Source organism: Serratia aquatilis, assembly GCF_044865145.1.
GTDB classification, from domain to species: domain Bacteria; phylum Pseudomonadota; class Gammaproteobacteria; order Enterobacterales; family Enterobacteriaceae; genus Chania; species Chania aquatilis.
The window spans coordinates 3,246,105-3,270,398 of record NZ_CP173186.1; the positions used below are offsets into that span (position 1 = coordinate 3,246,105).

Consider the following 24,294-nt stretch of genomic DNA (forward strand, 5'->3'; position numbering starts at 1 on the left):
CATGACAATCAGTGCGCGAAACGTTCTTCAGCAGACCGCCCCTTGGGCATTGCCAGTAGCACTGGTGATTTTCTGGCAACTTGCGGTTGAGGCTGGCTGGTTATCAAACCGCATCCTACCAGCTCCCAGCGCGGTAGTTGGCGCCTTTTGGGCGCTGACCAAGAGTGGCGAACTGTGGCAACACCTGACCATCAGCAGTTGGCGCGCACTGATTGGCTTCAGTATCGGTGGCAACATCGGATTGGGCTTGGGCCTTATCACCGGTTTGTCCCATTGGGGAGAGACATTACTCGATAGTTCGGTTCAGATGATCCGCAATATTCCTCATCTGGCACTGATCCCGCTGGTGATCCTGTGGTTTGGCATTGATGAATCGGCAAAAATCTTTCTGGTTGCTCTTGGTACTCTATTCCCTATTTATCTCAACACCTATCACGGCATCAAAAATATCGATCGTGGCCTGTTAGAAATGGCCCGGAGTTACGGTTTGAGGGGCTTTAGCCTGTTTACGCAAGTCGTTTTGCCTGGGGCGCTGCCTTCTATCATGGTCGGCGTACGTTTTTCTCTCGGGTTTATGTGGTTGACGCTGATCGTTGCCGAAACCATTTCGGCCAACTCGGGGATTGGTTATCTGGCGATGAATGCACGCGAATTCCTGCAAACCGATGTGGTCGTGGTTGCCATTGTTTTGTATGCCCTGCTCGGCAAACTGGCTGACACCAGTGCCCAATTACTCGAGCGTATCTGGTTACGCTGGCATCCGGCTTATCAATTAAAATCTGGAGAAGCACCATGACAGTTCCGACTCGCCTTCCGCAAGGAACCCCCATCACCTTAGAGTCTATTGCCAAACGTTATGGTCAGCGTACCGTTCTAGACAATCTGGAATTGAGGATCACCGCTGGTCAATTCGTGGCAGTAGTCGGCGGCTGCGGAAAAAGTACCCTGCTGCGTCTTCTCGCCGGGTTGGAAACCGCCAGTGAAGGGAAATTACTGAGCGGCAACGCACCGCTGAGTCATGCTAAGGACGATACGCGTCTCATGTTTCAGGACGCACGCTTGCTGCCCTGGAAAAAAGTTATTGATAATGTCGGGCTTGGCTTACGCGGTAACTGGCGTGATGAAGCAAAGCTTGCGTTAACCACTGTCGGGTTGGCGGACCGCGCCAACGAATGGCCAGCGGCATTATCAGGCGGGCAGAAGCAGCGTGTTGCTCTGGCTCGTGCGCTGATCCACCGCCCACGGCTATTATTGTTGGATGAACCGCTGGGGGCATTAGACGCATTAACCCGCATTGAAATGCAAGGGCTGCTCGAAACTCTATGGCAACAACAGGGTTTTACCGTGCTGCTGGTGACACACGATGTCAGTGAGGCTATCGCCTTGGCCGATAGGGTCCTGTTGATTGAAGAAGGCCGAATCGGGTTGGATCTGACCATCGATGTGCCGCGACCACGGCGCAAAGGATCCGCGAAGCTGGCAGAATTGGAAGCTGAAGTGCTGGAAAGGGTATTATCTCCGCCGCAAGCCATAAATATTTCCAACCGGGCGGCAAATTAGGAGACGGGGACGGCAATGCCGTCCCCTTGGTGTTACGCGTCTAACGCCTTGGTGATCTTCTCGAACAAATCGCCCGACAAGTTTTCCAACCCCTTCAACTGCTCCAGCGCCTGGCGCATCAACGCTTGGCGCGAAGCATCATAACGTTTCAGCCGGATCAGTGGTTCAATCAGGCGAGCGGCCACTTGCGGATTACGTTGGTTAAGATCGCTGAGGATCTCCGCCAGGAACTGATAGCCACTGCCGTCTGCCGCATGGAAGGCCGCCGGGTTGGCAGAGGCAAAAGCGCCAATCAGTGAACGGGTGCGATTTGGGTTACTGAGACTGAATGAACGGTGTTTCAGCAAAGCGCGCACATTATCAAGCACTTCCGCAGCCGGGCTGGTGGCTTGCAATATAAACCATTTATCCATCACCAGACCATCCTGATGCCAGCGCTCATCAAACTCTTTCATCAATTTATCACGGCAAGGCAATTGTGCCGCGACAGCCGAAGCCAATGCGGCCAATGAGTCGGTCATGTTATCCGCCTGGTGGAACTGTTTTGCCACCAACGCGTCAGCCGCTGTAACCTCACCAAACGCCAAATAGTGGAGGCAGACATTGCGTAATGAGCGTTTGGCAATATCACCGTGCTCAACACGATAACCATCTGTTTTATTAGCGTGATATACCGCCAACCATTCGTCAGCCATCTCTTCGGCCAAACAACGGGTTATCGACTCGTGCACCGCAGCGATCGCTTGCGGATCTATGGTAGCGAACAACTCGGCTATTTCAGTTTCAGATGGCAATGTTAGGATCTGGGCTGCCAAAGCAGGATCCAGTTTTTCATCCAGCAGCACGGCGCGGAAAGCATCGGCTACGTGAAGCGGCAACGTCAGCGGCTGTTTCTGTTGATATTTCGCAACATTCAGTTTGATATAGATTGCCAGCAGGCTTTGTGCCGCATCCCAACGGGCAAACTCATTACGCGCATGCTGCATCAGGAACGTCAGTTGTTGATCGCTGTACGGGTAATCCAGCTTCACAGGCGCCGAAAACTCGCGCAGTAACGAAGGCACTGGCTTATGTGCGACACCATCAAATACAAACGTCTGTTCCGCAGCGGTAATGTTGAGAACGTTATTCACTGGCGAACCGTCTTTCTGCAAGGCAATCACGTTGCCTTCGCTGTCATAAAGTTCGATATCCAACGGAATATGCAATGGCAGCTTTTCTTGCTGATCTGCCGTTGGTTCCGTTTTCTGGCTGACATGTAAACGATACTGTTGACGCTCGGCGCTGTAGTCATCGCGCACCGTCAACAGCGGCGTACCTGACTGGCTATACCAGCGACGGAACAACGACAGATCGACGTTGGAAGCATCTTCCATCGCCTGAACGAAATCATCGCAGGTTGCCGCGCTGCCGTCGTGACGTTCGAAATAGAGCTGCATCCCCGCCTGGAACTGTTGTTCTCCCAGCAATGTATGCATCATGCGTATCACTTCGGAACCCTTCTCATAAACTGTCAGGGTATAGAAGTTATTCATTTCAATAACTTTATCAGGCCGAATAGCGTGGGCCATCGGGCTGGCATCTTCTGCAAACTGGGCACCGCGCATAACCCGCACATTATCAATACGGTTAACCGAACGGGAACCCAGATCTGAACTGAACTCCTGGTCTCGGAAAACGGTCAGCCCTTCTTTCAGACTGAGCTGGAACCAGTCACGGCAGGTGACACGGTTGCCGGTCCAGTTATGGAAATATTCATGACCGATCACCGATTCGATATTCAGATAGTCTTTATCCGTTGCCGTTTCTGCTTTTGCCAGGACATATTTTGAGTTAAAGATATTTAACCCTTTGTTTTCCATTGCTCCCATGTTGAAGAAATCCACGGCAACAATCATATAGATGTCCAGATCGTATTCCAGGCCGAACCGGGTTTCATCCCATTTCATCGAATTCTTCAGCGAGGTCATGGCCCAATCTGCACGGTCCAGATTGCCACGATCAACAAACAGTTCTAAAGCGACTTTTCGCCCCGAACGCGTGATAAACGTATCGCGCAGGACATCAAAATCCCCCGCTACCAATGCAAACAGGTAACTTGGTTTTGGGAACGGATCTTGCCATTTAACCCAGTGACGCCCATCTTCCAGTTCACCTTGAGCCACGCGATTACCGTTCGAGAGCAGGAAAGGATAACGGGCTTTATCAGCCACAATGCGGGTGGTAAAACGGGCCAGTACGTCTGGACGATCCAGATAATAGGTGATGTGGCGAAACCCTTCGGCCTCACATTGCGTACACAGCGCCTCACCGGACAGGTACAGGCCTTCCAGAGCGCTATTCTTCGCCGGGTGAATATCATTCACGATAGTGAGGGTAAATTGCGCGGGTAACTGTTCAATAACCAGTTGGTTGTCCTGGTGCTGATAGCTATTCCACGGTTGGCTGTCGACTTGAAGACTGACCAGTGTCAAGTCTTCACCGTTGAGAATGAGGGGGGCGCCAGCGGCCCCCAGGCGTTTGATCTGGCTGACTGCAGTGACGCGTGTGTTATCCGCATCCAGCTCAAAATCCAAATCGATATCGGTAATGGTGTAATCCGGTGCGCGATAATCGTGGCGAAACTTCGCCTGTGGCTGTTGTGTCATAAAGAACCTTTGACGTCTCAGTGGGTGGCAGGTAACAAGACTGGAGCGTTCTGCTCCACAGAAGGGCACTGTTCATTGATGGCCCGATAGTGAATAAACTGTATCACAGCCATTTTAAAATCCCATAGGTCCACCAGTTTTATCCAAGCTGTGTTTAAAATAATTAACCTCATAATTTTTATCGTTAAATAGACTAAGTGACTCAGTATATTGGATTATTTTCTTTTTTGTCAGTTGCTGAAAATGCCAAGCCCGATAAAGGCACGTTTTATCCTCGACCCATTCTAGCCATTTATGGTGTGATGAGGCTTCAATAACAGGATAATCCGGGTATACTCCACCCACTTTTTTATCATTATCCGGATTTGGACACGCGCCTGACGAGGATGCTGCAACGCGATATGAATCTATACGCTTCCCCGATTTTGACCTCTTTGCTTGATACTGATGCTTATAAGCTTCATATGCAGCAAGCAGTGTTCCATCGCTACCCCGCAATTACCGTTGCGGCGGAGTTCCGTTGCCGTGGCGACGAACTGCTGGGCGAGTATGTCGATGAAATCCGCGCTCAGGTTGCATTGATGAGTAAACTGGCGCTGACGGACGCCGAATTCGACTACCTTTCCGGCCTGCCTTTCTTCCATCAGGATTACCTTAACTGGCTGCGTGATTTCCGCTATAACCCGCAGCAAGTCAGCATAGAAAGCCTCGACGGCAAACTGCAGATCCGCATCGCTGGCCCTTGGCTAGAGGTGATCATGTGGGAAGTTCCTCTGCTGGCGTTGATCAGTGAAGTGGTGCATCGCCACCGCTCACCGCAGGTAACGCCAGAGATGGCGGTAAACCAGTTGCGCAGTAAGCTGGTGCAATTCAAACAGGCCAGTGCAGATATTGATATCTCCCGCTTCAAACTGATGGACTTTGGCAGCCGCCGTCGTTTCTCGCGAGAAGTGCAACACGCTATCGTCAGCACCCTGAAAGAAGAATTCCCTTTCCTGGTTGGTACCAGTAACTACGATCTGGCACATCAGTTGGGGCTGACACCGGTTGGCACTCAGGCTCATGAATGGTTCCAGGCACATCAGCAGATTAGCCCGGTGTTAGCCAATAGTCAGCGCGCAGCACTGCAAGCCTGGCTGGATGAATACCCCGATCAGCTCGGTGTGGCGCTGACAGATTGTATTGCCATGGACGCATTTCTGCGTGACTTCGGTATACAGTTTGCCCAACATTATCAGGGGCTACGGCATGACTCTGGCGACCCATTTGAATGGGGTGAAAAAGCTATCGCTCATTACCAGAAACTGGGTATTGACCCGATGAGCAAAACGCTGGTGTTCTCGGATAATCTGGATCTGGATAAAGCGCTGGCGCTATATCGCCATTTTGATCGACGCATCAATCTGGTCTTTGGCATCGGCACGCGTCTCACCTGCGACATCCCCGGCGTCAAACCGCTGAATATCGTTATCAAGCTGGTAGAGTGCAAAGGTAAACCGGTCGCCAAACTCTCTGATAGCCCGGGCAAAACCATCTGCCATGACAAGGCTTTTGTAAAAGCCCTACGCAAGGCTTTCGACCTGCCATTGGTTAAGAAAGCCAGTTGATATTGTAAGCCGGCTGCCTCACCCGTACCGGCTTCTTTATTTCTCTTCTATTTATATACCCCACGTAACTCAAGTTTCATCCAGACACCAACCTGCCCAGTAGGTGTTGTTTCGGCAATAGCGAAATACCACGCTTATCCCTTGGCAATAAATGTTGTGCCATTCTGGCGATTTCTACTTGTGCTCTGCAACGCGGCAAGTAACATAGCAATATCCCCAAATTCCTGGGTTGCTATCCCCGATGGATTTCAAGTTGTAGCCGGCAGCCAGTTCACTGTCGCTCTGAAACCTGATCCTGTTTAATCACAGGAATGAGTGCAGATAACAACGCGAAAACTTGAAAATAACGGGTATGGCTATTTCTGAACCAAAACTTACAAGAGAGAAATCTATGAGCGTAGTGCCTGTAGTCGACGTACTGCAAGGTCGTGCCGCGGTTGACAGTGAAGTCACCGTACGCGGCTGGGTACGTACCCGGAGAGATTCTAAAGCTGGTATCTCCTTCCTCGCCGTTTATGACGGCTCCTGCTTTGATCCGTTACAGGCCGTCGTTAACCATTCTCTGCCAAATTATCAGGATGAAGTTCTGCACCTGACCACTGGCTGTTCTGTTGAAATCACCGGTACCGTTGTGGCATCCCCAGGTGAAGGCCAGAGTTTCGAACTGCAGGCAACGGCAGTCCGCGTTGTTGGTTGGGTTGACGATCCTGATACTTATCCAATGGCGGCCAAGCGTCACAGTATCGAATATCTGCGTGAAGTTGCCCACCTGCGCCCACGCACCAACCTGATCGGTGCTGTGACTCGCGTTCGCCATACGCTGGCGCAGGCGATCCACCGCTTCTTCCACGAAAACGGTTATTTCTGGGTTTCTACCCCGCTGATTACCGCTTCTGATACTGAAGGTGCTGGCGAAATGTTCCGCGTGTCTACGTTAGACATGGAAAACCTGCCGCGTACCGATAAAGGCGCCGTCGATTTCAGCCAGGATTTCTTCGGTAAAGAAGCCTTCCTGACCGTATCCGGCCAACTGAATGGCGAAACCTACGCCTGTGCGCTGTCAAAAATCTACACCTTCGGCCCCACCTTCCGTGCCGAAAACTCTAACACCAGCCGCCATCTGGCCGAATTTTGGATGATCGAACCGGAAGTGGCGTTCGCTACGCTGGACGATGTTGCCAAGTTGGCCGAGAGCATGTTGAAGTACGTATTCCAGGCGGTACTCGATGAGCGTGCCGACGACCTGAAGTTCTTCGCTGAACGTGTAGATAAAGACGCAATTGAGCGCCTGAAACGTTTCGTTTCCTCCGATTTTGCTCAGGTCGACTATACCGAGGCGGTTGAGATCTTGATCGCTTCCGGTCAAACCTTTGAGAACCCGGTCTCTTGGGGCATTGACCTTTCGTCTGAACACGAGCGTTACCTTGCCGAGAAACACTTCAAGGCACCGGTAGTCGTCAAAAACTACCCGAAAGATATTAAAGCCTTCTATATGCGAATGAACGAAGACGGTAAAACCGTGGCTGCAATGGATGTCTTGGCACCAGGCATTGGTGAAATCATCGGCGGTTCACAGCGTGAAGAACGTTTAGACGTGCTCGACCAGCGTCTGGAAGAGATGGGCTTGAATAAAGAAGACTATTGGTGGTACCGCGACCTGCGCCGTTACGGCACAGTACCGCATTCAGGTTTTGGTTTGGGTTTTGAGCGTTTAATTGCTTATGTGACCGGGGTGCAAAACGTGCGGGATGTGATCCCATTCCCGCGCACACCTCGCAATGCGAGCTTCTAAGCGACAAACCTGAACGTTTTTTAAACCATTCAGAATAATCCAAAGGCCAGCCAAGCTGGCCTTTCGTATTTTTTATTATTGACCAATGTCACAAAGTTCCGTAAAATTTACAAATTGTAACACATGGTTTCTTTCTGAAACCCAAATACGACATTAGTAGCATTTTCGCTCTAGATTAACCTGCCCGTGAGTGGAACACTGCGTGCAGACACAGGACGACACCAAACTATCAACAATAGTTCCAAAAGAATTATTGGCGGCAGTGGCAAGGTGTCCGAATAACACAATGAGGGTAATAATAATGATGAAGCGCAACATTCTTGCAGTAGTAATCCCAGCTCTGTTAGCAGCTGGTGCAGCGAACGCAGCAGAAATCTACAACAAAGACGGCAACAAACTGGATCTTTACGGTAAAGCTGTTGGCTTGCATTACTTCTCTAAAGATACTTACAAAGAAGGCAATGACGGCGACAAATCTTACGTCCGTTTTGGTTTCAAAGGTGAAACCCAGATCAATAGCGAACTGACCGGTTACGGCCAGTGGGAATACAACGTTCAAGCGAACAAAGCTGAATCCCAGGGTACCGATGGCACCAAAACCCGTCTGGGCTTTGCTGGCCTGAAGTTTGCTGATTACGGTTCATTCGATTATGGCCGTAACTACGGCGTAGTGTATGACGTTGAAAGCTGGACCGATATGCTGCCAGAGTTCGGTGGTGATACTTACACCAATACTGACAACTTTATGACTGGCCGTGCTAACGGTGTTGCTACTTACCGTAACAAGAACTTCTTCGGTCTGGTTGATGGCTGGAACTTCGCTCTGCAGTATCAAGGCAAAAATGAAAGCCGTAAGCTGAAAGAGCAGAATGGTGACGGTGTTGGTGTTTCTACTACCTATGCCATTATGGATACCGGTATCAGTGCGGGTGCAGCATACTCTTCTTCTAACCGTACCGTTGCGCAAAAAGAGGCTGGCCGCAATTCAACCACCATGGCTGGTGGTAATGTTGCCGATGTATGGACCGTTGGCGTCAAGTACGACGCGAACAACGTGTACCTGGCAACCATGTATGCAGAAACCCGCAACATGACTGCATACGGTGACGCTGATACTATCGCAAACAAAACTCAGAACTACGAAGTGGTTGCTCAGTACCAGTTCGACTTCGGTCTGCGTCCATCTATCGCTTACCTGCAGTCTAAAGGTAAGAAATTGGGCACCACTTACGGTAACGACAAAGACCTGGTTAAATATGTTGAGTTGGGTGCGGTTTACTCCTTCAATAAAAACATGTCTACCTATGTTGATTACAAAATCAACCTGTTGAACGATAACGACTCTGGCTTCTACAAAGATAACAAGATCGCTACTGACAACATCGTAGCTACCGGTCTGGTTTACCAGTTCTAAGTTGTTAAACTGAATGGCGGTTGTTTGCCATTCAAGTTAAAAAACAGGGCTTCGGCCCTGTTTTTTTTTAGCGGTTTCAGCCATTTTTTATTCTGCTAAACTCCCCTTCCCCATCATTTTTTGTGCCGAAGCCACCGCTATCACAAGATCGATGTGTTTTTCTCGCAAACGGTTGGCAAAGGCGGCAACTGACGCTACCCTGATGCTTCTGTCCGCTTAACTCTAGGCCATGGAAGCATCTGACATGTTTGAAAAAATTATCGCTGCACCTGCCGATCCAATTTTGGGTCTGACTGACATTTTCCGCGCGGACGACCGCCCGAATAAAATCAACTTAGGGATAGGCGTCTATAAAGACGAAACCGGTAAAACACCGGTACTGACCAGTGTAAAAAAAGCTGAGCAGTGGCTACTGGAGAATGAAACTACCAAGAACTATCTTGGTATTGAAGGTATTCCGGAATTTGCCAGTTGCACGCAAGAACTGCTGTTTGGCAAGCAGAGCTCAATCATTACCAGCAAACGTGCGCGTACCGCTCAAACCCCTGGCGGTACCGGCGGCTTGCGTGTTGCGGCGGACTTTATTGCCAACCAGACCAGTGCTAAGCGTATCTGGATCAGTAATCCTAGCTGGCCAAACCATAAAAACGTCTTTGGTGCCGTTGGCCTGGAAGTACTGGAGTATGACTATTACGATGCGGCGAACCACGCATTAGACTTCAACGGCTTGCTCAATAGCCTAAAACAGGCTCAGGCTGGCGATGTGGTGTTGTTCCACGGCTGCTGCCACAATCCTACCGGTATCGATCCGACCGAAGAGCAATGGACGCAATTAGCTGAACTGTCCGTCGCCAATGGTTGGTTACCGTTATTCGACTTCGCGTATCAAGGTTTTGCCAAAGGTCTGGAAGAGGATGCTCAAGGCCTGCGCATCTTCGCTGCCAAACACCAAGAGCTGATCGTTGCCAGCTCCTACTCCAAGAATTTTGGCCTGTATAACGAGCGCGTCGGGGCATGTACCGTCGTAGCTGCTGATGCAGAAACTGCCGACCGTGCTTTCAGCCAGGTCAAAGCGGCTATTCGCGCCAACTACTCTAACCCGCCTTCGCACGGTGCGGCCGTGGTTGCTACCATCCTTGGTAACGAGGCACTACGCGCTATCTGGGAACAAGAACTGACCGATATGCGTCAACGTATCCATCGCATGCGTCAGCTGTTTGTTAACACCCTGCGTGAGAAAGGCGCGGAGCAAGATTTCAGCTTCATCATCAATCAGAACGGCATGTTCTCTTTCAGCGGGCTGACCAAAGAACAGGTTCTGCGTCTGCGCGATGAGTTTGGTGTTTATGCCGTCAATTCTGGCCGCGTTAACGTGGCTGGCATGACGCCGGACAACATGGCGCCTCTGTGTGAAGCTATCGTTGCTGTGCTGTAAGCTAAATAACGTTTATTGAAAAGGGGCGCGGATGCGCCCCTTTGCTATTCTCAGTGCTAAACGCGCTATCACCAGATAGCGGATTCTTCGCGCAGGAAGGGGTTAGTTTGACGTTCTACACCAAAAGTAGACATAGGCCCATGCCCTGGAATAAACGCCATATCGTCGCCCTGAGGCAGCAATTTCACGCGAATCGAATTGATCAAAGTCTGGTGGTCACCACGCGGGAAATCGCTACGGCCAACACCACCATTAAATAGAACATCGCCAACCAAGGCTAGACGCGCTTTTTCATTGATAAATACGACATGGCCCGGCGTATGACCAGGGCAATGCAGAACTTTCAATGATATATCACCAATCTGCAGCACATCCCCTTCTTCCAGCCAGCGGGTGGGAGTAAAGGACGGGCATTCCTCAAGGCCAAACATCCGGCTCTGAGCAGGCAACCCTTCGAGCCAGAAAGCATCTTCTTTGTGCGGCCCAAAGATGGGCACCTGATAATAGTCCGCCATTTCAGCGGCTGCACCAACGTGATCGAGATGGCCGTGGGTCAGCAGGATTTGACTAATCTGCACACCTTTCTGAGCAACTTGCGCCTTCAGTTTTTCAGGGTCTCCGCCAGGATCAACCAACGCGGCCTGTTTTGTGGCATCACACCAAATAAGCGTACAGTTTTGGCTGAACGCCGTTACGGGAATAATATGATAGTTCATAAAGCTCCAACGACAATGGCACCACGCTGTTGAAGCGGGTGCCATTCACTCCGAGTGCACAGTGATTACCAGGTCCGCACCGGGCCGGTATCGATGTGCACAAAGTTGCTACGTGGATAATATCCTACACCACCCGCACGCATTTTTAACGCAGCCTTGCGGATGTTACTCAGTTGGATACCTTCGATATGGAAATCCATCGCCTGCCCTTTGGTGTGATAGCTCTGTTTGGCCACACCACGTTTGTGTTCACGCATTTCATTATTAGTCGTCCTAGAACGGTAGCCGGAAATCAATTGCACCGGTTTAGTGGTTCCCAGCATAACCTGCAGACGATAAAGATGGTCAAACAAACGAGGGTCGATAGTTTTGGTCTTGTTAGCACGATAGTCACGGAAAAGGTGGTTCAAACGAACCAATTCTTCCTTATTGTACCCTCTACCGTCAAAGAACTCGGCTTTGATAGATTCACCGGTATTCAAGTTATTCAGCACCAGAATGCGTGGGCGAGCGGTAGAAAGGCTGGCAAACGCCTGTCCTGGAAGCAGCGCGATACCCATAGCTGCGCCACCCAGTGCCAGCCATTTACGGCGATGATGATCAATTTTGTCCATGACTCTTTTAAACCCGGCAACAATGTCAATATATATGCACAAAACCGCGCACTGCCCGAACCATAACCGCCAGCGTATTCTGAGTCAACCCGCGATACGCTTAGGCTTACAAGCATTGATAAAAACATGCTCACGGCTAGCTCGGTACTAAGACCGCTATTCATCTGGAATTACTGCATTTGTCGCATCAATTTCTCAGCTTGGCTCAGAATCTGTGCGCCCGATCTCACCGGAGCATCATAATTGTAAATATCTGTGCGGAACTGTGGCTTGCCATCATCAGCAACCCAGGCTGTCAGGTAATAAAGCTGTACTGGTATATGCTGGCGAATGTTTACATACGTCGTGTTACCCCTTTTCAGGGTAGAAGATACCCGATCATTATTCCAACCAGCATCCTGTAACAGCATGTTGGCCAGATCGGAGGCTTTGTTAACGCGCACGCAACCTGAACTCAACGCACGAATGTCCTTCTGGAACAGGCCGTGGTTTGGAGTATCGTGCAGATAAATAGCATCAGAGCTTGGCATGTTGAATTTGAAACGGCCCAAAGAGTTGCTGGCTCCCGGAGCCTGTTGAATACGATAAGGGAAATTACGCGGAGAAATCGTATTCCAGTCAATCATTGCAGGATCGATAAGCTCTGAATCGTTGCTCCAGCCAGAAAACACCCGATAACCATGTTTCTGGAAGTAAGCAGCATCATGCATCGCCTTGGGAGCGATATCTTCACGTATCAATTTAGTTGGCACATTCCACGGCGGGTTGACCACCACATTGTTCAATGCACTACTCATTAATGGGGTTTTGCGGCTAGGACGCCCCACAATCACGCGTGAAGATAACACCTCATTACCATTCAGGTAATAAGTTAACGAGTAATTAGGAATGTTAACCATGATGCCAGTGTCAACATGGCCGGGCAAGATACGCAGCCGTTGGATATTCAACGCCAGCAGTGATGCCCGTATTTGTGGCGAAACGTTTAACCACTCGCGCGTTCTTACACCAACAACACCATCCGGCGTCAAACCTTGCCAAGCCTGAAAACGTTTGACGCCTTCGACCAAATCATCGGTATAACGGTTGTCCGTTACCGACACATGGTTGGCTTGCTGTGGGGCCAAGGGTGCTTCCGGGGAGGCCGGAACAATATCTTTAATCGGGGTTGCAGACGGGCTGACAACCGCACCGGACGCAACACGGTTCTTCTCTTCGTCTACCGACAGGTCGTCTTCAACGGCTGGCGCTGTAGCCGCAGCGCTGGTCACGTCAGATTCTGGCGAATGGGGAACTACCGCAGGTGTTGCGGCCAACATGCCGGTACGCGTCAGGATCTCCCGCAGAGCAGGAATATCGTCACTGAGTTGCCCCGGACGTAGGCTGGTACTATTGGACAACTGAGGCCAAGGGCGAGCGTCTGCCAGCACCTCACGTAACGCTTGGTGCATCTTTTCATACTGAGGATGCTGTGGAGCCAACGTATGCACATAGGCAAGCGTCTTACCTTGACGCACCGCAAGCTGCCACTGATTAATGACCGTCGCTGCCGGAACGTTTAACTTATAGGGAACGTTGCTGTACAACCAGCTGTTGCCGTTGGCACCAATTGATGACACAAATTGTAGGTAGCCCAGCATGGCATCAGACAGCACAATGTCACGCGCCATATCGGTAATCGCCGGGTCGGTCAGCCATTTTACCCACTGGGTAAATTGCGGTTGCACGCCAGAAATGGCCAGTTCGGCAAGTTGTTGTTGGAACTGCAAAACAGCTTCGTGGTTTTGCCACATGGGTTGCATCTGATTAGACGCATATAAAGGTGCCAAGGTGGCAATATAATGTGGCACAACGCTTTTCGGCAGCGCGTCAAGCAAAGCTGCACGGCTCTGCGCGACAGACATGCTGGGTGATAATGACGCTACCGGTAACGCCGGTAAAGTTGCCAATGCGGAAAACGGCGCGGCAAAACCACAAGCGATCGCACAACTTAATGCCAAACGTCGGATTGAGTTTCCATTTTTAAGCAACATCCCTTGCCCCCTGTAGGCTCACGAAAAATACTACAAAATTATTCATTGGTTTTAGTATACAAATAGAATGGCGCTTTTGCGTCACCGTAACCCACCGCCTCATCCATTTATCGACCAGTATCCCACTGGTAAAAAAAACAGGCCTATCATCCTCGCAGTGCAAAAAAATAGCCACCCCAAGGTGGCCACTTTCAGATTAGTAGGGCTGTTTTATTTAAGTCTGAGACGTTTCAACCGCCGTTGTGTCCAACGCTGGTTGCTCGCTGGCAAAACCGCGCAGCCCTACAACGTGCACATGCTCATGATTCTGGAACACTTTACGCACCAGTTTATAGGTAGTGCCTTTTTCCGGGCTGATGTTCTCTGGTGCTGCGATAATCAACTGCATTTCCAGACGATCGCACAACTCAAATAGCGTAGCGATGGATTTGGCATCCAGGCGTGCAGCTTCATCCAAGAACAGCAGACGGCAAGGGGAAATATCTTTGCCACGCAAACGGCGTGACTCCTCTTCCCAACTCTGCACCACCATAACCAGAATCGACATACCGGTACCGATCGCCTCCCCGGTGGATAATGCGCCACTCTCGGCACGCAGCCAACCATCAGATCCACGGAAGACCTCAACCTCGAGCTCCAGATAGTTACGATAGTCCAGCAGTTCTTCGCCGATGGTCTGCGGTGTCCGTTGCCCCATGTCAATCTGCGGGTTCAGGCGCTGATACAACTTGGCAAGGGCCTCGGAGAAGGTAAGGCGGTTACTGTTAAACAGATCCTGATGCTGTTCCTGCTGTTCAGAGAGCACATCCAACAGTGTGGCATGTGCTTCCCGTACGTTCACATTCAGGCGTACGCTCTTGACCTGCCCGAAAGAAACGGCCTGCAACCCTTGGTTAAGCATCCGAATACGATTCTGCTCGCGCTGAATGGTCTTGCGGATAATGTTTGCCACACTCTTCGAGCTGATCGCCAGTTTCTGCTCACGCGCCGTCAGCTCTTCGGTCAACCGAGCCAATTCGATCTCCATCTGTTCGATGGCTTCAACAGGGTCATCGGTACGGATAATGTCCTGCCGGATCCGTTCGCGCAGATGCTGATACACCGCAATGTAGAACTGGATTTTACGTTCAGGCCGTTTGGGATCTTCCGACAGGCGCAGCACGTCGCGCAGATGCTCGTTATCCGCTACCGCCAGACGCAACGCGCCGAGCGCTTTATCCGACATTGAGCGTAGTTCATCGCCATCCATATAAGCGAGTTCGCGGCGATGCAATCGGCGTTCGACACCATTATCTTTGACCAGCCGCATAACCATACACCACCCGGCCTTGGCAGTGACCACCTGCTCGCGCAGTTGATAATAATCACGCTCCAGCTTACGCAGCTTTTTCTGCAGGCCATCCATTTCAGCCTCACAGAAGGTTAACTGTTTCTCAAGTTGATTACGGCGAGAACGGTTATTACTCAGTGAAGCATGGAGTTCATCGCGGCGCTGGCGCGCACGGGCTTCGGCATTAGCATCCGCCTGCACGCCAATGTCGACCAACTCCTGACTTAGCTCTTTCAACATCTCTCGCTTGGCTTCAAAGGAGCTTTTCAGTGAGGCCAACACCTGACTGTATTGGGTAAACTGGGTCTGATACTGCCGTAACTGCTCACGGGCACGCGTACGCTCCGCTTCGGCGTGTTCCAGCCGTTGACGCAGTTTGTCATTAAGATCGTTGTCAGCATTCTGCATACCGGCAGAGTCGGTATAGCTGAAATGTGCCCGGCGTTGCACCACTTCCGTCAGGGAGAACGTCTGTTGCTTGGCCAAACGCTGGGTTGCCTGCGCTTGTACATAATCCTGCTGCAACTGCTCATGCTGCTCGGGATCGCTTTGCAGAACCGCAAGCCACGGCTCCAGTTTGGCTAAAGAAACACCGTGCTGCTGGATATATCGCGCTGCATCCTGCGCTTCTTCCATTTCCTCACGAATCTCTTCAACACGATCTGGCAATGTCTCGTCGTTGAGCAGTGAAACCAACGGCATCAGACGGTTAAGTGCAGAGATACCCTCTTTTGCCTGCTCATACTGCTGACGTTGCTGCTGGTTTTGCGCTTCGTGGCTATTGAGTCCACGCTCAATTTCACCACGGCGTGTATTCATGGCGCGGATTTCTGCTTCAGGATCCGAGTCAAACACGACCGCAAGGTGAGTTCCGATAAAGCGACTGAAAGCCTGATGGGAGCGCTGGGTTTTCTGGACATCAAATGAAAGGGTTGCGTAACGCTCAGCCAGGCTGTCGCGTTCCGCATGCAGCACTTCCAGGCGATTCTCACGGGCTGCACGGCCGAAGAGCGGTACTTCCGGGTAACGCGAATAACGCCACTGGCGGTCGGCAATCTTCACCACTACCGCTTTTTCTTGCTCTTCAACGGCGAATACGCTGTCATCGAACGACTGTGGATCCCCTTCAATCAGGTAGAGATCTTCAGGGCAATCTTCCAGCCCTTCCAGCATTTCGCGTATCAGCGACAGATCGGGTACCACTATCGCATGACGCGAGGGGCCATATAACGCTGAGAAATAGGGAGCATCATCGATGGTGACATCATCATAAATTTCCGACAACAGCACGCCACCAAAGCGCTCGGCCAGCGTCACCAGCCGCTGATCCTCGGCACCGCTCGGCTGGCTGAGGCGCTCGATCTGCGCTTCAATTTCACGCTTGCGGGCAGCAACTTCGTCACGCTCAACAGTCGTTTCCCGCTCGCGCTCCAGCAGTTGCTGCATGAACTCGGTTACTTGCTGGCTATCTTCAAAGGTTTCACCACTTTGCTCGCTGAGTTGGCTCAGCGCATCTTGCGCGGATAACCAAATCGGGGCACGGGCGGTGAGCTCTTTGATACGTTGCTGGATCTGTTCCAATTCCTGGCGCATTTCCATCCGGCGCTCACCCGCATCACTAACGCTCAGTGACAATGACTCCAGACGTTCCTCAAGCTCCTGCTGCAAGGCATCAAGCTCATCCGGTTGATAAGACTGCCCATGGCGTTTGCAAAACTCCTGCAGAAGTCGTTCAGCGTCCTGTTGAGCGTGCAACCGTTGCTGCAACTCGCTCAAGCGCATCCGTAACGGCTGTACTCGCTCGGCCTGGTGTTGTTGCGCTGGCCAATCACGTAATAGTTCACGGGCGGTTTGCCAGGCCTCACTGCGGCTGACTTCGCCTGCAATTTTAACCACCAGCTGATAAGCCTGTTCAAACTGGCTGTGAGCCGCATCGGCCACACTCAGTTTTTGCTCCAGCATCAACAGGGATTCTGTCGCCTCTTGTTCACGCGCCTGGAAAGTATCCAGCCACTCTTCGGCATTATCGGCGGTAAGTTCGGGTAGTTGGCACAATGCACGGGCGCGCTCAAGCGCCTGCAGGGCCTGCTGATACTGAATGGCACGAGTTTGCTGCACGTCCAGCGCCTGCTGGTAATCAGCTAGTTGGCTTTTTAACTCATCAACTTCAAGTTCTGCTGCTTCGGCTCGCGCTTCGTATTCAGCCTGCTGCTCACCCGCTTCTGCCACTACTTCATTCTGTTCTTCCAGACGGTAGGTCAGCTCTTCCAGATCGCCTTCATAGCGCTCAATTTTCTCCTGTTGGCGCATGGCGGTCTGCACCAGATTCAGGTGATCGCTGGCTGCCTGGTAATCGGTTTCCAGATCGGACTCGGCAGCACTTTGTTCTGCCAGTTCCCGCGCCATTTCAACATGGCGGAACTGCTCTGCAGCCAGTTGCTTGCGGCTACCCAGCAAGTCACTACGCAACACCAAGGCACCGTCCAGATGGATACGGCGTTCATTGGCATGGCGCATATAATCTGCCGCCACGTAGGATGTGGCTTCAGAAATCAGATGCTTGAACAGATCGCGATCCGATTGGGTCACACGTATCGCTTCCAGCGTCATGCGATTTTCGCGCAGTGCGGCTTCCATGTCCTGGAAGGCCTTACGTACGCCACTGTTTTCAGGCAGCAGGTAATCGCGCAGCGAGCGGGTAATGGCGCTGGAAATACCCCCATACAGCGAGGCTTCGATCAGGCGATAGAACTTGCTTCGGTCGGCAGAGGAACGCAGGCGTTTCGGGATCACTCCCAAATCAAACATCAAGGCATGGTAGTCAGTGATGGAGTTGAACTGCTTGAACTGCACCCCTTCCATCTCTTCAACGCGCTCTTTCAGTTCCTGTAGCGAAAGTACCCGTGCCTGACGTTCACCCACGGTTTGGGTTAACAACTCCGTCGGCTGCACTGCAGTTGGCAGGCCTTGGATAGTAAAAGGTTTGATATCGACTTTACGATCGCGCCCGGCGACCTGTTGCAAACGCACGCCAACCACCACACGCTGATGGCGGGAGTTGACCACGTCCAACGTAGAATAACAGACACCCGCACGCAATTTACCGTGTAACCCCTTGTCACGTGAACCACTGGTGGCCCCCGCTTCGGTGGTATTACGGAAGTGGAGCAGCGTAAGATCGGGGATCAGTGCTGTAACAAACGCCGCCATGGTGGTGGACTTGCCAGCCCCGTTGCCGCCAGAAAGCGTGGTGACTAATTCGTCCAAATCAAAGGTTCGGGCAAAAAAACCGTTCCAGTTAACCAGTGTCAGTGAGCGAAATTTACCGCGTTCTATCATTCCTGTTCATCCTCTGCACTGTCTGTGGTGGTATCTGCTTCCGTATCAATGTCATCATTCAGTGACAGGCTGTTTTCAACCGGCATCGCTTCACCGTCGCGGATCATGCGTAACTGAGCTTCACGCGGGTCATCGCCACTACGCACATCGGCACCAAAGCGGAACACAGCTTCGGTAATGCGGAATTTGCTGCTGTCATTACCCATGAAATACACCATGCCCAAACGGCGAAGGCGATTAAGCGAAGAACGAACTTTTTCATGCAGCTTCTGACGATCGAGATCCGAACCGGTGGAGCGCTGGTTAACAAACTTCAGCAATTTGTTCTCATCCGCCAGGCTTAGCAGCTCTTCGTACAGTTCCTGCTGACTGAAGATGCCTTCATGGGCCAGACGTTCCGGGCTGAGGTAGAGATAACAGAGGATCTTACCAACCATCATATCCAGTTCGGAAAGCACCGAGCGCGGGATCAGCGTGGTGGAGCGCGGGCGCAGGTAAAAAAATCCTTCCGGCGCACGGATCAGCTCTACGCTATAACGGGCATAAAACTCTTCCAACTCGTCTTGGAAATCCATCAGGAAAGCGTGGTTATCCAGCTCATCAATGCCGATGTGACGGCCAGATCGCAATTGGCTGTCCAGTGCGGGGAATAACGTGTTAGACAATGCCTTGGCCAGTTTAACTGGCATTACTTGTTCAATATTTGTCGATGACATGGGCCTGTACCTTGGCTCCGTAATCATTGATTGCCTGCCACTGTGCCGGCAACCCTGAAAAATCGGCTTCGGCCACACCAAGGCGTACAGCCTGGTCGACCACTATACGAGCAACGTCAAAATGACGCACCCGCGGATATTGCGCCAGATAGTCGCGCATCACTGCCCCCAGATCGAGCGGCATTTTTTGTTCCTGATAAATCTTCAGCGCCTGTTCAATCATGGCTGCCAACTGTTCGCGGATTTCACTGAACTCTTCGTATTCGAGATCCGGCGGCAACTCCCCGGTGACTTCCTCACTGCGCAGTGCCAGTTCTTCATCGCGCATATCGAGCAGACGATCGGCATTGGCGTGGGTTAGGGTCCAGGGATTTTCGAAGTAGTTTTGCACGGATTGACGCAGACGTTGGGCAAACACCCGGTTTTTATCCATATCGATCGCGGTACGGATAAACTTGTGCACGTGGCGATCATAACCGATCCACAGATCGATCGCCTGTTGCCCCCAACTGATGATGCGGTCCAGCTTGCTTTGCAGATCAAACACCAGCTTGTCAACAAAACCCAGTTCCACCCCACCCTGGGTAGCATCCTGGATACGTAGCAAGTTAGCCTGGAGCTTATCACCTGCCGCTTCCAGCGTATCCTGCAGTTCGCGCAACGTGCCGGACGTTTCCGATAGCAGCATCTCACAGCTGGAGATCGCCGCCCGCCAATCCTGGTTGAGTAGTGCAGCAATATCCTCTTTGACACTATGTTGCTGCTCATCCATCAAGCGCTGCGTGAGGTCAATACTATCGAAGATCTCCGCCACCGAATATTTCAGTGGTGCAAACACATTGCGGTGCCAGTGGAAATCATCGCCACCTTCCTCGGCCGCATCTGCGGCACGTTTCAACTCCTCGGCCACGATCGATAGCTGCATCGAAAGACGCAGTGTCGAGAACTCACGCTGGCGAATGTAATAATCGGTGATACCAATACCCAACGGCGTCAACCGGTAGATGGCATTTCCATCGGCCAACTCGCTGGTAAAACGGTTCAACAGACGCTGGCGTACCATGTCGTTTATCGCATTGTTGGCGCGGATTGCCACGGTTTCGTGCGTCTGTTCAAAACCTTTACTGACATGGCGAAATGCATCAACCAACTCACCTTCACTCATTTCGCCATCCAGCCGTTCACCGTTGAGTGTGGCTATAGCCAGCAAAAAAGCGAGACGCTCAGTAGGGAGCGAAATAGAGAAATCATTTTTCCGTGCCCAGGCGACCAGTTCGGGGACTGTCTGGGAAAACTCACTCATAGTCCGTCCTTCAGGTTTGGTTTATGCGCCATGACGTGAATATAACGCCCCAAACTCACGTAGGGTTCTTGCCGGCAATAGTGCTGTTCAAGTGCCAGTAACTCTTCAAATTTTTGTGTCTGCAGTTGTCTGCTTTGCAGATAATCATGGAAAACCCTCACGCCGGTTTTCCCTGAAATCTCCATACCCAGCTGTTCAAGCCAGCCGTATACCTGCGGCGGGTTATGCGGATACTGCGGCGACAGAGAACGTTTTCGACGCCTTCTGACCTCGGGAGCAACCAGTTGAAAATTACCCAGTACCACATTGCGCATCAGAAGACCGTTGGCGTTAAAGAACATCAGTGAAAGCGCCCCACCAGGTAACAGGCAGTTGTACAGAGCCTGCAATGCAACCTGCGGCTCGGCGATCCACTCCAACACCGCGTGGAACAATATCAGATCAACCGGCTGTGCCAAGTGTTGGCCTATCTCCTGCGCAGAACTTTGTATGAATTGCATGTTCTGGCTCACACCTTTCTGCTCTGCCAGCAACGCAGCGCGCTGGATCATCTCACCAGAAAGATCGCACAACAAGACTTGATGTCCTAATTCTGCCAACTGGCAGGCCATATGCCCCTCACCACCACCGGCATCCAGAATGCGCAGCGGCCGCTGCGGCAAGCTAGCCAATAGGGAGGTCAGATCCTGCCAAACTACTGCCTGACGGATTTTTCCTTTGGTTGTGCCGTAAATATTACGTGCAAATTTCTCAGCAATATCGTCAAAATTGCGATCCTGCATGGGCAACGGCTCCGCTGATTCTCATTTGGCTTACGGCAAATCGCTTGCCCATTCAAACCTGCTATTTTGGCACAGACTGGCTTAGAATAAATCTTCTTGCAGCCTGATTGCGCCCATATGCCGTTTTTTCGCCCAAAAGGACCTAATTTTTGATGCTTTTCAACCTGAAAAAGTTCATCGGCAATCTGATGATGCCATTACCCGCGCTATTGTTACTGATGGGGCTGGCTTTATTACTACTGTGGTTTACCCGCTGGCAAAAGAGCGGCAAAGTCATCTTGAGCCTGAGTTGGCTGCTTTTACTGCTACTGAGCCTGCAACCTGTATCAGATCGCCTGCTACGGCCACTTGAATCTGGCTATGTGACTTACCGCGGTAGCGCCCAGATTGATTATATCGTGGTATTAGGGGGAGGTTACACTTTTAACCCTGACTGGGCTCCAAGCTCAAACCTGCTCGGTAATAGCCTGCCTCGGGTTACCGAAGGGGTCAGGTTATATCTTTCACACCCTGGCAGCAAAATGGTCTTTACCGGAGCGCGGGGAGCAAAAACGCTCAGTAACGCCGCTACTGCCGCACTGGTGGCTGAAAGCCTGGGTGTACCACGCAACGACATCATCATTCTGGATCGCCCGCTAGATACCGAGGAAGAAGCGGCACAGGTTGCAGAGCTGGTCGGGCAAAAACCTTTCATTCTGGTTACCTCTGCAAACCATCTACCACGTGCCATGGTTTTTTTCGAAGCTCAGGGATTACATCCAATACCTGCGCCAGCCAACCAAATGGCGATCAGCTCCCCCTTGAACTTTTGGGATCGAATTATGCCTTCATCAATGTTCCTGGGGCACAGCGAACGGGCGGTGTACGAAACCCTTGGCAGCCTGTGGCAACGTTTGAAAAGCAAACCAGAGGAGTACTAGGCTGTGTCCCTTAATTGCACGTGAGCGCCGCTGGTGGTTATTTGGCCAGCCAGGGTAACAGCTGTTTCGCTGCCTGATCGAATAGCACGCGATCCAGTTGACCAGTATGGATCATCCTGGCCACCGCCTCCCACACAACATACAGCCAGCGGCGTGACAGGAAAGATTCTGCTACCGGTGCGCGCTGTAGATAGCGGAACAGGAGTTGGGCCGGCATACCTGCCTCACAGAGTCTGAACAATTCATACTCTCTTGGAGCCCACAGCATCATGCCTGGGTTAAGCATTGCCAACAGTTGGTCTGTCTTGGCATCTTTCAGCATACTGCGTAAAGAAAGATTACCGTGAACCAACACACAAGGATCGTCAAAATCGTCAAAAAAATCGCTCAACATTTCCCTGGTTCGATACAACAGACGACGATCCGCCATGGTCAACAGCGGCGAGTTTAGGTTACAGAGGGTTGACCATAGCACCTCGACTCGCTGTTGATACCAACTGAACCAGTCGTTTTCCTGAGTGCTGTCTACCGTGCCGACACACCCGTGGCTATCGATGCGATGCCAGGCCAGTACCCCATCGATAATTTGCTCCATCAGTATGTCCCAACGATCTGGCGTGCGCGTCGGAGCCTCGACCGAAACACCTCGCAGCCGCTCGATCAACAAAATCTCGTGGTAGGGCTCCTGGCGGGTAAAGACCGCACCATAAACCGTGGGCAACCGAATGTCGCCCTCGCGAGCCAGCATGGAGAGCTTATAGGCCTCCTGTTGGGCTATTCCCTCACAGACAAAGCTTTTCGCCATCAACGGAATTGCATGATTCTGCTTATCATAAAGCGAGTACATATGAGCGTAGGGTTGTTCACTGACGCGTTCCAGGCGGCTGATTGATTCCCCCAGCACAATACTCAATTCGGCACGCAATTGCTCCATTGGGCGAAACCTCCAGATTAAGAAAAATTCGCTACATCATTGAACGGGGAGCAGAGAAATTCTTCAATGCAGATCAAATAAAAGGGGATAAACAGCCGGAAATGAAATTACCGGAGCGCCGAACACCGCCCCGGCTTGATAAGACTCAGCGTTTGATACTTTCGCGTACCCGTTGCAGGTCTTCGGGAGTATCGACGCCAACGCTAGGAATGGCCTGCGCCACCGCGACGTGAATTTTTTCACCGTACCACAACACACGTAGCTGTTCTAACAGCTCGATCTGCTCTAGTTGGCTTGGCTGCCAACTAACGTAACGGCGAATGAATCCTGCACGATAGGCGTAAATACCAATATGCCGCAGCAAGTTGTTACCAATGCTTTCTTTGGATTGGGCAAAACGTTCACGATCCCACGGAATAGTTGCTCGCGAAAAATAGAGAGCGTAACCTTGCGCGTCCATAACCACTTTTACCGCATTGGGATTGAAAGCCTCTTCCGCAGTTTCAATCGGTACTGCCAAGGTGGCCATGCCAGCGCTACTGGCAGCAAGATTTTCTGCCACCTGACGTACTATCACCGGCGGGATCAGCGGTTCATCGCCTTGCACATTAACGATGATTTCATCATCTGAGAAACCGCATTTCTCGATCACTTCCGCTAAACGTTCAGTGCCGGACTGATGGTCAGGGCTGGTCATACAGACTTCCCCTCCTGCTGCTTCCACCGCTTTAGCCACCTCGGGATGGTCAGTGGCTACGATAACGCGAGAAGCACCGGACTCACGCGCACGCTCCATCACATGCACTACCATGGGTTTACCATGAATATCAGCCAACGGCTTGCCAGGTAGGCGGGTAGAAGCGTAACGCGCAGGAATGATAGCAATAAAACTCATGCGTGCTTCTCGTCCAGTGAAAGTGAACGCGCTTCATTTTCCAGCAACACCGGAATACCATCGCGCAATGGATAGGCCAAGCCGTCCAATTTACAGACCAGTTCCTGGTTTTGTTTATTGAAATACAGTTTTCCGTTGCATACAGGGCAGGCAACAATCTCGAGTAAACGGTGATCCATGCTTCCTCCAGGGGGAAGAATTACCATCAGTGAAAGTTTGTCAGAATAGCATAACGCCATTGAGCAGGTTAATCACC

At 51.5% G+C, this 24,294-nt stretch carries 18 protein-coding genes; 7 read left to right on the top strand and 11 right to left on the bottom strand.

Annotated features, from left to right (window positions below; translation table 11 throughout):
• Position 1 precedes the first annotated feature (1 nt).
• Positions 2 to 796, top strand: a complete 795-nt coding sequence (ssuC, locus tag SAQUA_RS14805; protein WP_380676982.1) for an aliphatic sulfonate ABC transporter permease SsuC — start codon at positions 2 to 4, stop codon at positions 794 to 796.
• Complete coding sequence (ssuB, locus tag SAQUA_RS14810; RefSeq protein ID WP_380676980.1) at positions 793 to 1,560, top strand: aliphatic sulfonates ABC transporter ATP-binding protein; 768 nt, start codon at positions 793 to 795, stop codon at positions 1,558 to 1,560. Before ssuC ends, ssuB begins: the two co-directional genes overlap by 4 nt.
• A 32-nt stretch (positions 1,561 to 1,592) precedes the next feature.
• Here the strand turns inward: ssuB and pepN are convergent, their stop codons facing one another.
• On the bottom strand, positions 1,593 to 4,208 hold the full coding sequence (gene pepN, locus SAQUA_RS14815) for an aminopeptidase N (RefSeq protein WP_380676978.1): 2,616 nt from the start codon (positions 4,206 to 4,208) through the stop codon (positions 1,593 to 1,595).
• 401 nt (positions 4,209 to 4,609) lie between these two features.
• Between pepN and pncB the strand changes: the two genes are divergently transcribed.
• The 4 genes from pncB (at position 4,610) to SAQUA_RS14835 (ending at position 10,456) form a co-directional block, all read left to right on the top strand.
• Positions 4,610 to 5,815: a nicotinate phosphoribosyltransferase gene (gene pncB / locus SAQUA_RS14820; protein WP_380676976.1), complete on the top strand. Its 1,206-nt coding sequence runs from the start codon at positions 4,610 to 4,612 to the stop codon at positions 5,813 to 5,815.
• A gap of 391 nt (positions 5,816 to 6,206) precedes the next feature.
• A complete protein-coding gene (asnS, locus tag SAQUA_RS14825; protein ID WP_380676974.1) occupies positions 6,207 to 7,607 on the top strand; it encodes an asparagine--tRNA ligase in 1,401 nt (466 codons plus the stop codon).
• Between the two features lie 301 nt (positions 7,608 to 7,908).
• Positions 7,909 to 9,021 carry a porin OmpC gene (gene ompC, locus SAQUA_RS14830; RefSeq protein WP_380676972.1) on the top strand — a complete coding sequence of 371 codons (1,113 nt, stop codon included), beginning with the start codon at positions 7,909 to 7,911 and terminating at the stop codon, positions 9,019 to 9,021.
• Positions 9,022 to 9,265: 244 nt separating this feature from the next.
• Positions 9,266 to 10,456, top strand: coding sequence for an amino acid aminotransferase (locus SAQUA_RS14835; RefSeq protein WP_380676970.1), 1,191 nt, complete (start codon positions 9,266 to 9,268; stop codon positions 10,454 to 10,456).
• A 68-nt stretch (positions 10,457 to 10,524) separates the two neighbouring features.
• Here SAQUA_RS14835 and SAQUA_RS14840 read toward each other — a convergent pair whose 3' ends face one another.
• The 7 genes from SAQUA_RS14840 to cmoM all read right to left on the bottom strand — a co-directional run bounded on the left by SAQUA_RS14840 (position 10,525) and on the right by cmoM (position 21,289).
• Entirely contained in the window at positions 10,525 to 11,172 is a 648-nt protein-coding gene (locus SAQUA_RS14840) for an MBL fold metallo-hydrolase (protein WP_380676968.1), read from the bottom strand.
• A 65-nt stretch (positions 11,173 to 11,237) separates the two neighbouring features.
• On the bottom strand, positions 11,238 to 11,786 hold the full coding sequence (locus tag SAQUA_RS14845; protein WP_380676966.1) for a DUF882 domain-containing protein: 549 nt from the start codon (positions 11,784 to 11,786) through the stop codon (positions 11,238 to 11,240).
• A 170-nt stretch (positions 11,787 to 11,956) separates the two neighbouring features.
• Entirely contained in the window at positions 11,957 to 13,819 is a 1,863-nt protein-coding gene (gene ldtD, locus SAQUA_RS14850) for a L,D-transpeptidase (RefSeq protein WP_380676964.1), read from the bottom strand.
• A 214-nt stretch (positions 13,820 to 14,033) separates the two neighbouring features.
• A complete protein-coding gene (gene mukB / locus SAQUA_RS14855) occupies positions 14,034 to 18,488 on the bottom strand; it encodes a chromosome partition protein MukB (RefSeq protein WP_380676962.1) in 4,455 nt (1,484 codons plus the stop codon).
• Positions 18,485 to 19,204, bottom strand: a complete 720-nt coding sequence (gene mukE / locus SAQUA_RS14860) for a chromosome partition protein MukE (protein ID WP_380676960.1) — start codon at positions 19,202 to 19,204, stop codon at positions 18,485 to 18,487. Before mukE ends, mukB begins: the two co-directional genes overlap by 4 nt.
• The gene (gene mukF / locus SAQUA_RS14865; protein ID WP_380676958.1) at positions 19,185 to 20,507 is read right to left on the bottom strand and encodes a chromosome partition protein MukF; all 1,323 of its coding nucleotides are present in this window, start codon (positions 20,505 to 20,507) and stop codon (positions 19,185 to 19,187) included. Before mukF ends, mukE begins: the two co-directional genes overlap by 20 nt.
• A complete protein-coding gene (gene cmoM, locus SAQUA_RS14870) occupies positions 20,504 to 21,289 on the bottom strand; it encodes a tRNA uridine 5-oxyacetic acid(34) methyltransferase CmoM (RefSeq protein ID WP_380676956.1) in 786 nt (261 codons plus the stop codon). The genes mukF and cmoM overlap by 4 nt, the downstream gene beginning before the upstream one ends.
• Positions 21,290 to 21,441: 152 nt before the next feature.
• On the opposite strand from cmoM, the gene elyC reads away from it, so the two are divergent.
• The gene (gene elyC / locus SAQUA_RS14875) at positions 21,442 to 22,209 is read left to right on the top strand and encodes an envelope biogenesis factor ElyC (protein WP_380677195.1); all 768 of its coding nucleotides are present in this window, start codon (positions 21,442 to 21,444) and stop codon (positions 22,207 to 22,209) included.
• 37 nt (positions 22,210 to 22,246) lie between these two features.
• Here the strand turns inward: elyC and SAQUA_RS14880 are convergent, their stop codons facing one another.
• From SAQUA_RS14880 to SAQUA_RS14890, 3 genes are all read right to left on the bottom strand, one after another.
• Complete coding sequence (locus SAQUA_RS14880) at positions 22,247 to 23,143, bottom strand: YcbJ family phosphotransferase (RefSeq protein ID WP_380676954.1); 897 nt, start codon at positions 23,141 to 23,143, stop codon at positions 22,247 to 22,249.
• Positions 23,144 to 23,288: 145 nt separating this feature from the next.
• Positions 23,289 to 24,038, bottom strand: coding sequence for a 3-deoxy-manno-octulosonate cytidylyltransferase (gene kdsB / locus SAQUA_RS14885; protein WP_380676952.1), 750 nt, complete (start codon positions 24,036 to 24,038; stop codon positions 23,289 to 23,291).
• On the bottom strand, positions 24,035 to 24,217 hold the full coding sequence (locus tag SAQUA_RS14890; RefSeq protein ID WP_317695860.1) for a Trm112 family protein: 183 nt from the start codon (positions 24,215 to 24,217) through the stop codon (positions 24,035 to 24,037). Before SAQUA_RS14890 ends, kdsB begins: the two co-directional genes overlap by 4 nt.
• Positions 24,218 to 24,294 lie beyond the last annotated feature (77 nt).

Coding starts and splice junctions, on each gene's coding strand:
- ssuC (WP_380676982.1), top strand. CDS start 2: ATGACAATCAGTGCGCGAAACGTTCTTCAGCAGACCGCCCCTTGGGCA.
- ssuB (WP_380676980.1), top strand. CDS start 793: ATGACAGTTCCGACTCGCCTTCCGCAAGGAACCCCCATCACCTTAGAG.
- pepN (WP_380676978.1), bottom strand. CDS start 4,208: ATGACACAACAGCCACAGGCGAAGTTTCGCCACGATTATCGCGCACCG.
- pncB (WP_380676976.1), top strand. CDS start 4,610: ATGAATCTATACGCTTCCCCGATTTTGACCTCTTTGCTTGATACTGAT.
- asnS (WP_380676974.1), top strand. CDS start 6,207: ATGAGCGTAGTGCCTGTAGTCGACGTACTGCAAGGTCGTGCCGCGGTT.
- ompC (WP_380676972.1), top strand. CDS start 7,909: ATGATGAAGCGCAACATTCTTGCAGTAGTAATCCCAGCTCTGTTAGCA.
- SAQUA_RS14835 (WP_380676970.1), top strand. CDS start 9,266: ATGTTTGAAAAAATTATCGCTGCACCTGCCGATCCAATTTTGGGTCTG.
- SAQUA_RS14840 (WP_380676968.1), bottom strand. CDS start 11,172: ATGAACTATCATATTATTCCCGTAACGGCGTTCAGCCAAAACTGTACG.
- SAQUA_RS14845 (WP_380676966.1), bottom strand. CDS start 11,786: ATGGACAAAATTGATCATCATCGCCGTAAATGGCTGGCACTGGGTGGC.
- ldtD (WP_380676964.1), bottom strand. CDS start 13,819: ATGTTGCTTAAAAATGGAAACTCAATCCGACGTTTGGCATTAAGTTGT.
- mukB (WP_380676962.1), bottom strand. CDS start 18,488: ATGATAGAACGCGGTAAATTTCGCTCACTGACACTGGTTAACTGGAAC.
- mukE (WP_380676960.1), bottom strand. CDS start 19,204: ATGTCATCGACAAATATTGAACAAGTAATGCCAGTTAAACTGGCCAAG.
- mukF (WP_380676958.1), bottom strand. CDS start 20,507: ATGAGTGAGTTTTCCCAGACAGTCCCCGAACTGGTCGCCTGGGCACGG.
- cmoM (WP_380676956.1), bottom strand. CDS start 21,289: ATGCAGGATCGCAATTTTGACGATATTGCTGAGAAATTTGCACGTAAT.
- elyC (WP_380677195.1), top strand. CDS start 21,442: ATGCTTTTCAACCTGAAAAAGTTCATCGGCAATCTGATGATGCCATTA.
- SAQUA_RS14880 (WP_380676954.1), bottom strand. CDS start 23,143: ATGGAGCAATTGCGTGCCGAATTGAGTATTGTGCTGGGGGAATCAATC.
- kdsB (WP_380676952.1), bottom strand. CDS start 24,038: ATGAGTTTTATTGCTATCATTCCTGCGCGTTACGCTTCTACCCGCCTA.
- SAQUA_RS14890 (WP_317695860.1), bottom strand. CDS start 24,217: ATGGATCACCGTTTACTCGAGATTGTTGCCTGCCCTGTATGCAACGGA.